At 68.9% G+C, this 11845-nt stretch carries 9 protein-coding genes; all 9 read left to right on the forward strand.

Annotated features, from left to right (window positions below; all coding sequences use genetic code 11):
• Positions 1-140 precede the first annotated feature (140 nt).
• Positions 141-1838 carry an HAL/PAL/TAL family ammonia-lyase gene (locus AC1RHV_RS05250; RefSeq protein ID WP_492299949.1) on the forward strand — a complete coding sequence of 566 codons (1698 nt, stop codon included), beginning with the start codon at positions 141-143 and terminating at the stop codon, positions 1836-1838.
• 42 nt (positions 1839-1880) lie between these two features.
• Positions 1881-2864, forward strand: coding sequence for a Bug family tripartite tricarboxylate transporter substrate binding protein (locus AC1RHV_RS05255; protein WP_054456498.1), 984 nt, complete (start codon positions 1881-1883; stop codon positions 2862-2864).
• A gap of 14 nt (positions 2865-2878) precedes the next feature.
• Positions 2879-3883: an ornithine cyclodeaminase family protein gene (locus AC1RHV_RS05260; protein WP_054456417.1), complete on the forward strand. Its 1005-nt coding sequence runs from the start codon at positions 2879-2881 to the stop codon at positions 3881-3883.
• Between the two features lie 10 nt (positions 3884-3893).
• A complete protein-coding gene (locus tag AC1RHV_RS05265; RefSeq protein ID WP_492299950.1) occupies positions 3894-4712 on the forward strand; it encodes a phosphate/phosphite/phosphonate ABC transporter substrate-binding protein in 819 nt (272 codons plus the stop codon).
• Between the two features lie 198 nt (positions 4713-4910).
• Positions 4911-5840, forward strand: a complete 930-nt coding sequence (locus AC1RHV_RS05270; RefSeq protein WP_192328168.1) for a LysR family transcriptional regulator — start codon at positions 4911-4913, stop codon at positions 5838-5840.
• Positions 5841-5969: 129 nt separating this feature from the next.
• Positions 5970-6797 carry a DUF3348 domain-containing protein gene (locus AC1RHV_RS05275; protein WP_119449397.1) on the forward strand — a complete coding sequence of 276 codons (828 nt, stop codon included), beginning with the start codon at positions 5970-5972 and terminating at the stop codon, positions 6795-6797.
• Between the two features lie 10 nt (positions 6798-6807).
• Entirely contained in the window at positions 6808-10497 is a 3690-nt protein-coding gene (locus AC1RHV_RS05280) for a DUF802 domain-containing protein (RefSeq protein ID WP_492299951.1), read from the forward strand.
• Entirely contained in the window at positions 10494-11144 is a 651-nt protein-coding gene (locus AC1RHV_RS05285; RefSeq protein ID WP_054456414.1) for an OmpA family protein, read from the forward strand. Before AC1RHV_RS05280 ends, AC1RHV_RS05285 begins: the two co-directional genes overlap by 4 nt.
• Positions 11134-11784: a DUF2894 domain-containing protein gene (locus AC1RHV_RS05290; RefSeq protein WP_492299953.1), complete on the forward strand. Its 651-nt coding sequence runs from the start codon at positions 11134-11136 to the stop codon at positions 11782-11784. The genes AC1RHV_RS05285 and AC1RHV_RS05290 overlap by 11 nt, the downstream gene beginning before the upstream one ends.
• Positions 11785-11845 lie beyond the last annotated feature (61 nt).

The following is an 11845-nucleotide window of genomic DNA, read 5'->3' on the forward strand; positions in this document are numbered from 1 at the left end:
CGTCGGCCCCGGATCCGCCCCTAACTCACGCTGCAGTCCCTCTACTTCCCTCCCTCCCAGGAGCAGTGATGCGTCATCTTCCGGCAGTTGAAGTTCGCGTTTTCAGAGGCTTTACACATAAATGCGCAGGTCCGCTGCTATTGGCACTGGCCACGGCCCTTGCTGCCGCGCCCGCGTGGTCAGCCACAACGGCCGCAGCCGCCGCGCCGGCCACTACCGCCGAAGCGCGCGCCGCGGCCCGCAAGGCGCCCCTGGCGCTGGACGGGCGCTCGCTTACCACCGCGGACGTGGTCGCCGTGGCGCGCGGCGGCCAGCCCGTGGCGCCCACCGAAACTGCGTGGCAGCGCGTGGCCCGCTCGCACGACCTGCTGCTGGAATACGGCCGCCTGGGGCAGCCCGTGTACGGCCTGAATCGTGGCGTGGGTCAGAACAAGGACCAGACCATCTTCTCCGGCGACACGCTGTCGGACGAGGCCCGCGCCTTGTCGGCGACCTTCAACCATCGCATGCTGCTGTCGCACACCGTGGCCTATGGCGAGCCGGCGGCGACGGACACGGTACGCGCCGCCATGCTGATACGGTTGAATACCGCGCTGGCGGGCGGCACCGGCATGAGTCCGCCGCTGGTGCGCCAGTACGCCGACTTTCTCAACAAGGGCTTGACGCCGGTGGTCTTGGGCCAAGGCTCGGTCGGCCAGGCCGACATCACGATCCTGCCGCAGATCGGCCTGGCCATGATGGGCGAAGGCATGGTGGAAACCGGCGGCAAGCGCCTGCCGGCAGCCGAGGCCATGCGCCAGGCAGGCCTGGCGCCGATCCAGCCCTACGCCAAGGATTCGCTGTCCTTGTTGAGTTCCAACGCCTATGGCGCGGCCCTTGCCATCCTGGCCGCGCACGACGCCAGCCGGGTGCTGGACCGCGCCGATGAGGTGGCGGCCCTGTCGCTCGAAGGCCTGAACGGCAATATTGCACCCTTGCTGCCCGCCACCCAGGGCCAGCGTCCATATCCGGCGCAGCAGCAGGTGGCCCGGCGCATCCTGTCGCTGCTCGAAGGCAGCGCGCTGTGGCAGACGGATGAACAGCGGCCGTTGCAGGATCCCCTGAGCTTCCGCACCGTGAGCCAGGTCCATGGCGCGGCCCGCGAAACGCTGCGCCAGCTGGACGTGCAGCTGCTGGTGCAGATCAACAGTTCTGATGACAACCCGACCGTGGCGCTGGATGTCTCGCCGCCACCGGGCGCCACGCCGCAGGAAACCCGCTACTACGTGACGCAGGGCAAGCTGCGCGGCGCGGTGCTGCCCAGCGCCGGCTTCGATCCCACCGCCTGGGTGTTGCCGCTGCAGTCGGTGGGCGTGGCGCTGGCCCAGGTAGCCCAGTCTTCGGCGCAACGCGTGCTGCGCATGGGCGACCCGGCCTTCACCAAGCTGCCGCGCTTTCTGTCGCCCAATGACACGACGCTGGCCTACACCACGATACAGAAGCCCGTGTCGCTCCTGGCGACCGAAATCCGGACGCTGTCGCAGCCCGTCTCGTCCGATGCGCTGGCGGTCGCCGGCAACATCGAAGACGTGGCCACCAACGGCCCGCTGGCGGCGCAGCGCGTGGGCCAGCAGGCCGCGCGCCTGCGCACGCTGCTGGGCATAGAACTGATCCATGCGGCGCAGGCCGTGGATCTGCGCACGCGCGCGGAGCCGCGGCGTCCGGTGGGCAAAGGGACCGGCGAGGTGCTGGCGGCCTTCCGGCAGGAAGTGCCGTTTCTTTCGCAGGACAGAAGGCTGGCCGACGACATCGCGCGCGCCGACCGGTTTCTGAACCAGGAGCGCGGCGCGGCGCAGTAAGCGCCACGCCGCGGCCTGAACCACACAACAAGGGGAATGACCATGAAAAAGTACCTTGCGCTGTGCCTGAGCAGCGCCCTGCTGGCCGCCGCGCTGCCACTGCCTGCGGCAGCCGCCGATGGCAAGTATCCCGCCAGGCCCGTCACCATCGTCGTGCCGTTTGGCGCGGGCGGCATCGCCGATGCGCTGCCCCGCATCGTCGGCCAGGAACTCAACAGCAAATGGGGCGTGCCGGTAATCATCGAAAACAAGGTCGGCGCCTCCGGCAACATCGGCATGGACTTTGTCGCCCGCGCCAATCCGGACGGCTATACGCTGGCCCTGGCGCCGGCGGGCAACCTGACCGTGAACCCGCTGCTCTATACCAAGCTGCCGTTCAACACCGCAAAGGACTTCGCGCCGGTGACCATGCTGGCCACCTCGCCCAATGTGCTGGTGGTCAACGACAAGGTACCGGTCAAGAGCTTCACCGAACTGGTGGCCTATGCGCGCCAGCATCCGGACAAGCTCAACTATTCCTCGCCCGGCCCCGGTAGCGGGGCCCACCTGGCGGGCGAACTGCTGAACCAGTCGGCCGGCATCGTCACGCGCCACATCCCCTACAACGCCATGGCTGCTGCAGTCAACGACGTGGTGGCGGGCAACGTGGACATGATGTTCGCCGGCGTATCCACCGTGCTGCCGCATATCCAATCCGGCAAGCTGCGCGCGCTGGCGGTGGCCGGTCCGCAACGCCTGCCGCAACTGAAGGACGTGCCCACGGTGGCCGAGAGCGGCTATCCGGGCTTTGACGTGACGTCCTGGTACGGCATCGTCGCGCCAGCCAAGGTGCCGCCCGCGATCCTCGACCAGTTGCAGGCCGACATTGCCGCCGTGCTGCAAAAGGAGTCCGTGCGCCAGAAGTTCGCCGGCCTGGGCGTGGAGCCCGCCGGCTCGAATCGCGCGGATTTCACCCAGGCGATCCAGCAGGAAACAGCAAAGTGGGCGGCCATCGTCAAGCAGGCCGGCATCCAGCCCATCCAATGAACAGAGGAGACATCATGCAATCCATAGACATCACCTATTTGAACGGCCCTGACGTGCGCGCGCTGGCGCTGACCGATGCGGAAATCCTGGCCGCGGTGCAAAGCGCGCTGGACGCCCAGGGACGCGGCAAGACCGTCATCGAACCCCGCATGCACCTGGTGCCGGAGTCTTCCGCCAAAGGGCACTTCAATGTGCTGCGCGGCTACATCGAGCCGCTGCACGTCGCGGGCGTGAAGGTGGTCAGCGACTTCGTCGACAACTACAAAGTCGGCCTGCCTTCGGAGATGGCCCTGCTCAATCTGTTCGATCCGGTCAACGGCAAGCCGTTGGCCGTGGTCGACGCGACCGCCATCACCGACATGCGCACCGGCGCCGTCACCGCGCTGGGCGCCAAGTACCTGGCGCGCAAGAACAGCAAGGTGCTGGGGCATATCGGGTCGCGCGGCACTTCCTATTGGAACGTGCGGCTGCTCGACAGCCTTTACGACTTTGACGAAATCCGCGTGCACTCGCGCCGGCCGGAAAGCCAGCAGGCCTTTGGCGAGCGCCTGTCGCGCGACCTGGGCAAACCGGTGAAGGTCGTCAATGACTGGGAATCCTGCGTGCGCGGCGCCGACATCGTGGTCGAAGCCTCGCGCCTGCCTGAACCCACGCCGCTGCTCAAGACCGAATGGATCAAGCCCGGCGCCCTGGTCATGCCCTACGGCACCATGAGCGCGGTGGAACTGAGCCTGACCGACATCATGAGCAAGGTGGTGGTCGATGACTGGGGCCAATGCCGCAAGGGGCTGCCCTATGGCGCGCTGCGCGCCCACGTCGACAGCGACCGCATCACGGAAGAAAACCTGCACGCCGAACTGGGCCAGATCGTGGCGGGCCTGAAGCCGGGTCGCGAGCGCGATGACGAAACCATCCTGTTCTGGCACCGCGGCCTGTCCACCACCGACATCGCGCTGGGCCACGCCATGCTGGAAAAGGCCCGCAATATGGGCCTGGGCCAGACCTTGAAATTTGCATAGGCGCAGCGCCATGGATCTCATCACTTCGACGCGCATGTACGACGTGGCGCCCGCGGCTCGGGCTGCCTGGCATGCGCTGCTGCAGGCCGCGCACGCCAGCGCCGGACTGGAGGTGCGCTTCGTCGAGCACGGCTGGCCCACGCCCATCGGCGAACTCTGGGAACGGCCCGGCCTGTGCGGGGTCTTCATTTGCGGCTGGCCCTACGTCAACGCGCTGCAGGCGGGCCGGGCCTTTGCGGCGGTCGCTGCGGTGGTGCCGGACTGGCCGGCCTACGAAGGCCTGCCGCGCTATCGCAGCGAATTCCTGGTGCGCGCCGACTGCGGCTGGTCCTCGCTGGCTGATGCGGCCGGCAGCCGCTATGGCTGGATGGTGCGTGACTCCCAATCGGGCTGGAATGCGCCGCGCGCGGCGCTGGCCGGGCTGGCCGCGGCTGGCGGCTCACTGTTCGCAGCGTCCAAGGGGCCTTATGGCAACCCGCGGGGCCTGCTGCGCGCGCTGGCTGACGGCGAGATCGACCTGACCGCGGCCGACAGTTGGTACCTGGATCTGCTGCGCGCGCACGATCCGGCCGCGCTGGCCGGACTGCGCACGCTGGCGTATACGCCATGGACGCCGAATCCCCTCCTGGTGTCCGGACCCGACGTGGCCCCGGCCGCTACGCAGGCCCTGTCGGATGCCCTGCTTGCCATGCACGAGAATCCGGCGCACCAGCCGCTATTGCGCGCGGCGCATGTCGCGCGCTTCGCCCGCCCGGATCCGGCCGCCTACTCTGTCCTGGACGACATGGCGCAAGCCGCCGTGACGGCAGGCTATCCCGAGATACGCTGAAACCGGCGCAGGCCCCGCCTTTCCAGGCGGGGCGGACTGCCACTTTCCCCTGGCGCGGCGGCGCTTTAAAGAATTATTAAAACCCCGTGCCGACAATGCCCTCCTGCGACGGCTGGCCTTCCCTGGGCTGCCGGCAACACGCACATCAAGCAATGGAACATGGCGCTGATCCGTCCGGACCGCGCGGGAGATGCACTCATGAAACGCCTGCAAGGCATGGAATTGTTCGCCGAAGTGGCGAAGGCGCATAGCTTCAGCCGGGCCGCCGCGACGCTCGGCATGCCCACCTCCACGGTGTCGCGCCACGTGGCCGAACTGGAACGCTCGGTGGGCCTGCGGCTGCTCAGCCGCAACACGCGCCGCGTGGAGCTGACCGATGCCGGGCGGCTGTACTTCGAACGCTGCCGCCGCATCGTGGCCGAAGCCGAGATCGCCCACGAGGAACTGCGCGAGCAACTGGAACTTCCCAGCGGGCCGCTGCGCGTCCAACTGCCCGCGGCGTATGCGCTGGACGCCTTGATGCCCGCCCTGGTGGCATTCGGCAGCCGCTACCCGGATATCCGGCTCCAGATGAGCGTGGCCGGACCCGAGTTCGCCGAGCACCCGCCCGAGATCGGCGACGTCTCGATCCGCCTGGGCGAACTGCCCGACTCGTCGCTGGTGGCGCGCCGCCTGGGCGTGGTCCATGCCGGCCTGTACGCCTCGCCCGCCTACCTGGCCGCCCGCGGCATGCCTGCCAGCCCCGCGGACCTGGCGCGCCATGACTGCATCGGCTTGCGCGCCGGCGGCGGGCAGCCCGCGCCCTGGCCGCTACAGCGCGGCCGCGAGCAGTTGCTGGTTCCGGTGGAGCACCGCTACGGCGCCAACGACGCCTGCATGGCCAGGCAGCTTGCCGTGTTGGGCGCCGGCATCGCGGCGCTGGGCGGCGACGAAAGCGGCCGGCTGCGCTCGGGCGAGCTGGCGCGCGTGCTGCCGGCCTGGAGCCTGGGGCCGATCGAGGTCCACGCCGTGACCGAAACCCGTTTGCTGCCCGCCCGGACCCGGTACCTCATCGATTTTCTGGCGGACTACCTGGACAATCCGGCGCATGGCCTGGCGCCAGAACTCCGGATTCGCCGGGTGGCATAATCCCGTCACAATATTGCATCGGCAGATGATGCGACCCTCTTTTTTCGGGCGGCACGCCCTTGCCGCCCGTCCCCCGCCCCTGGCGCCGCCCTCCACCGTGTAAACTCCCCCCTTTTTGACTCTGGTGGTATGTTGCAGGCCCCACAGCGCACAGGTTTAAGCGGCCCGACGCTCATTCGCTTGCTGACTCGCCTGACGGATGTCGATGTTCCGCAATCCAGGCAATCGCTCTCGGACCATCTGAGCCAATGGCTCGGCTGGACGGACGCGATCGCGCTCTCCGCGGCGCTAAATACCAGCCCGCCGGTGATCGCCCCCGGCGCCCGCATGTTCAGCAGCGCCGAAGAGCGCGAGTGCGAACGCGTGCGGACCACGCTGGCCGACGCCATCGCCAGCGACACCGCGGCCACGGCCGCCAAGCGGCGCACGCCGGGACAAGCGCCCGCGCCCGCCAAGCAACTGGCGGCGCTGGCCGAGGCCGACGCCGATTACGCGAATTTTCGCCAGCGCTATCTGTCGTTGCAGCACACGATGGAAACCGCCGTGGGCAATTTGCGCAGCCGGCTGCGCGGCATGGTCGCAGCCAAAAACGGCGAAATGACGCGACTGGCAGTGGTCGACGCCATCATGGACCGCGCCCTGCTGCCCAAGGAACGCGCGCTGTTCGGCGCGATTCCGAAATTGCTGCAAGGCCATTTCGAGCGCCTGCGCGACGCGGAGGCCGCGGCCCTGGCCGAGGCTGCCGCATTGGCGCAAGCGCAAGGCGAGACCGAAGCCGAGGCGCAAGGCGATGCCGCGGTCGAGACGGGCGCGGCGCCCGCTCCGGCGACGGCATCGATAACGCCGGGCGCCTGGCTGGACACGTTCCGCAAAGACATGCGCAGCGTGCTGCTTGCCGAATTGGATGTTCGTTTACAACCGGTCGAAGGGCTGCTTGCCACCCTTCGCGCCAGCTAACCGGGACACTATGTCCAAATATCTGACTAATCTCGTAGTTTTCTTGGCGGGTCTGGCCGTCGTGGGCTGGATCGGCGTGGGCTATGCGGGCACCAACCCGCTGGCGCTGGCCGTGACCTTGCTGATAGCCGTCTGTTACCTGGCCGGCGCGCTGGAACTGCTGCGCTACCAGCAGGCGACATCCTCGTTGACGCGCGCGCTCTCGGGCCTGTCCGAAGCGCCCGGCAATCTGGGATCCTGGCTGGACCAGTTGCCGCCGGGCCTGCGCAACGCCGCGCGGCTGCGCATCGAAGGCGAGCGCGCGGGCCTGCCCGGACCGGCGCTGACGCCGTACCTGGTCGGCCTGCTGGTGCTGCTGGGCATGCTGGGCACTTTCCTGGGCATGGTCGTGACCCTGCGCGGCACTGGCCTGGCGCTGGAAAGCGCCACCGATCTGGCCGCCATCCGCGCCTCGCTCGCCGCGCCGGTCAAGGGCCTGGGCTTTGCCTTCGGCACCTCGATCGCCGGCGTGGCCAGCTCCGCCATGCTGGGCCTGCTGGCAGCCCTGTGCCGCCGCGAACGCGTGCGCGCCGCGCAACTGCTGGACAGCAAGGCCGCGACCACGCTGCGCGTGTACTCGCAGGGCTATCAGCGCGAGGAATCCTTCAAGCTGCTGCAACGCCAGGCTGAAGTCATGCAGCGCCAGGCGGAAGCCATGCCTACCCTGGTGGACAAGCTGCAAGCCATGATGAGCGACATGGCCCGCCAGAACCAGGCCCTGAGCGACCGCCACATGGCCAGCCAGGACGCGTTCCAGGGCAAGGCCGAGGCGGCCTATTCGCGCCTGGCCGCCGTCATGGAACAGTCCATGAAGGAAAGCGTGTCGCAAAGCGCGCGCTCGGCCGGCGCCGCCCTGCAACCCGTGGTGGAAGCGACGATGGCCAGCCTGTCGCGCGAAACCGCTTCCCTGCAGGACACCGTGACGCAAGCCGTGCAGCGCCAACTGGAAGGACTGACCTCGGGCTTCCAGGCCACCACCAGCAATGTCGCCGGCATCTGGAACCAGGCCCTGGCCGGCCAGCAGCGCGCCAGCGAGGCCCTGTCCCAGGACCTGCGCGCCTCGCTCGACCACTTCGCCCAGACCTTCGAACAGCGCTCGGCCGCCCTGCTGGACAGCGTGTCCTCGCGCCTGGAGGAATCGTCGGGCAGCATGTCGCAAGCCTGGACCCAGGCGCTGTCGCGCCAGGAGCAGGCCAGCGAAAAGCTGGCGGGCGACAATCTGCAGGCCCTGACCGCGGCCGCAGCCAGCTTCGAGCAGCATTCGGCCTCGCTCTTGCGCACGCTGAACCAATCGCACACCTTGCTGCAGTCCGAGCTGGCCTCGCGCGACCAGCAGCGCCTGGCCGCCTGGACCGACACCCTGGGCGCCATGGGCGCCACGCTGCGCCAGGAATGGGAACAGTCCGGCGCGCAGGCCGCCGAACGCCAGGAAGCCATCAGCGCCACGCTGGCGCAGACCGTGCGCGACATCACCGCGCAGGCCGAAGTCCAGGCCCGGCTGCTGGAAGGCGTATCCGCCCGCATGGAAGCGGCCGCCAACGGCGTCTCGGAACAATGGGCCACCGCGCTGGCACGCCAGGAACGGGCTGGCGAAAAGCTGGCAGGCGACAACCGCGAGGCCCTGGCCGCCGCGGCCGCCACGTTCGAACAGCATTCCGCGGCCCTGCTGCAGACGCTGGACCAGTCGCACACGCAATTGCAGGCCGCGCTGGCCTCGCGCGACCAGGAACGCCTGGCCGCCTGGACCGGCACGCTCACCGCCATGGCCGCCACGCTGAGCCAGGAATGGCAGCAGGCTGGCGCCGACACCGTGGCCCGCCAACAGGCCGCCAGCGATACGCTGGCCCAGACCGCGCGCGACATCGCCGCCCAGACGCAGGCCCAGGCCGGCATGCTGGAAAGCGTATCGGCCCGCCTGGAAACGGCGGCCGGCAGCGTCACCCAGGCCTGGACCGAGGCGCAAGCCCGCCAGGAACAGGCCAACGCCAAGCTGGCTGGCGACAACCAGCAAGCGCTGGAAACCGCCGCCGCCACCTTCGAACAGCATTCCGCCGCGCTGATGCAAACGCTGGACCAGTCGCACGCCGAATTGCAGGCCGCACTGGCCTCGCGCGACCAGGAACGCCTGGCCGCCTGGACCGGCACACTGACCGCCATGGCCGCCAAGCTCGGCCAGGAATGGGAACAGGCCGGCACCCAGGCCGCGCTGCGCCAGCTGGAAGTCAACGACACCCTGGCCCAGACCGCGCGCGACATCACGGCCCAGACCCAGGCTCAGGCCGGCCTGCTGGAAAGCGTGTCGTCACGCCTGGAAACGGCGGCCACTGGCGTCACCCAGGCCTGGACCGAGGCGCAGGCGCGCCAGGAGCAGGCCAACGCCAAGCTGGCCGGCGACACCCAGCAAGCGCTGGAGACCGCCGCCGCCACCTTCGAACGGCATTCCGCCTCGCTGCTGCAAACGCTGGACCAGTCGCACGCCGAATTGCAAACCGCGCTGGCCTCGCGCGACCAGGAACGCCTGGCCGCCTGGACCGGCGCGCTCACCGCCATGGCCGCCAAGCTCGGCCAGGAGTGGGAACAGGCCGGCACCCAGGCCGCCCTGCGCCAGCTGGAAGTCAACGACACCCTGGCCCAGACCGCGCGCGACATTACCGCCCAGACCCAGGCTCAGACTGGTCTGCTGGAAAGCGTGTCGGCCCGCCTGGAAACGGCGGCCACCGGCGTCACCCAGGCCTGGACCGAGGCGCAGGCACGCCAGGAGCAAGCCAACGCCAAGCTGGCCGGCGACAACCAGCAGGCGCTGGAAGCCGCCGCCGCGGCATTCGAACAACACTCCGCCGCCCTGCTGCAAACGCTGGAGCAATCGCAGACGGACCTGCAGAATGCGCTCGCCGCCGAGGACGAAGCGCGCCTGGAAGTCTGGACCGGCAAGCTCGGCACGATCGCCGACTCGCTGCGCACCGAATGGGAACAGACCAGTTCCTACACCGCCAACCAGCAGCAGCAGATCTGCGACACGCTGGCCATCACGGCACAGGACATCAGCGCGCAGACCCAGGCCAGCGCCAACGACACCATCGCCGAGATCGGCCGCCTGGTGCAGGCCGCCTCTGAAGCGCCGCGCGCCGCCGCCGAAGTCATCGGCGAACTGCGCCAGAAGCTCTCCGACAGCATGGAGCGCGACAACGACATGCTGGAAGAACGCAACCGCCTGCTGGAAACCCTGGGCACCCTGCTGGACGCCGTCAACCACACCGCCGCCGAGCAACGCACGGCCGTGGACGCGCTGGTGTCTTCGTCGGCAGAGCTGCTGGACCGCGTCGGCACGCAGTTCACCGAACAGGCGCAGGCCGAAACCGGCAAGCTGGCCGAGGTGGCCGCGCAGGTCGCCAGCGGAGCCGCCGAAGTGGCCAGCCTGGGCGAGTCCTTCGGTACTGCGGTGCAGCTCTTCGGCGAATCCAACGACAAGCTGGTGGCGCACCTGCAACGCATCGAAGCGGCGCTGGACAAGTCCATCGCGCGCGGCGACGAGCAGCTCGCCTACTACGTGGCGCAGGCCCGTGAAGTGGTGGACCTGAGCATGGTGTCGCAGAAGCAGATCATCGAGAACCTGCAGCAGCTCGCTATTCAGCGCGCGACGGCCGGAGCGGAAGCGGCATGAGCGAGGACATCGACGGCGGCGTGGAGCCCACAGTCCCGGCCTGGGCCGTCTTCGGCGACCTGATGTCGGTGCTGCTGGGCGCTTTCGTCCTGATCCTGGTGAGCGTCGTTGCCGTGCAGCTGCAGCTGTCCACCCAGCTGGAGGAAGAGGTCAAGCAGCGCCAGGTCGAGACCCAGCGCCGCGAAACGCTGGAGCAGGCGCTGGCGGGTCCGCTGGCCGCCGGCCGCGTGACCCTGATCGACGGCCGCATCGGCATCAGCGGCAGCGTCCTGTTCGCCCTGAACTCGGACCAACTGCAGCCCGAAGGCCGTGAAGTCCTGAAAAGCCTGATCGAACCCCTGTCGGCCTATCTGAAGTCGCACAACGAGATCCTGATGGTCAGCGGCTACACCGACGACCAGCAGGTGCGCGAAGGCAACCGGCGCTTCGCCGACAACTGGGACCTGTCCGCGCAGCGCGCCTTGACCGTGACGCGCGCGCTGATCGACGAGGGCGTGCCTTCGTCGGCCGTGTTCGCCGCGGCCTTCGGCTCCGAACAGCCGGTGGCCTCGAACGCGGATGAGGACGGCCGGTCCAAGAACCGCCGCGTCGAAATCGCGCCCATCCCCAAGCCCTCCAGCGACGCCGGGACCTCGCATGGCCAGTGACGGCACCCGCGGCGAAATCATCGACGCCCGGGCCATGCTGGACGCCTGGCGCGAGGCTGGCGCCGACCGTGTGGCCCCGGTACGCTTCCAGTTCATGGACGCGCTGCAACGGCGCGCAGCCGCACAGGGCGGCGAAGCCCGCAGACTGCTGGACGCCAAGCTGGCGGCGTTGATCCAGGCCTACGAGGCCGAGCTGGAAGGCGCGCCCGTGGATGCGGCCGAATATGCCCCCGCGCCGGCTTCCGCCATCCCGGAACCCGGACCGCTGGCGGCGCTGACGGCTTATATCGCCGATCCCGGCACCGACGCGCGCGGCGCCGCCGACCTGCGCGCCACCTATCCTGAACTGCAAACGCTGGAGTACTTCCGCGGCGTCTGGTCGCGGGTCAGCGCCGACCGCCAGGTGCGGCAGTCGCAGGAGCAGGTACACAAGAACGCCGGCCCGCTCAACTCCAACCAGCTGGTGCACCGCGCGCTGTCGCTGATGCGCGAAGTGTCGCCCGGCTATCTGCAGCAGTTCCTGTCGTACACCGACGCGCTGATGTGGATGGAGCAGGTGCACGCCGCCATCGCGCCCCCGCCCAAGGAGGCCGCGCCCCGCGCCGGCGCCAAGAAGACGGCGCGCGGCAAGGGCCGCTAGCCCCCTCACGATTTGCGCCCTGCTGCCCATCGGCGGTAAGATACGATCCATATACAAACCA

Source organism: Achromobacter sp. GW823-FHT04E03, from assembly GCF_058796095.1.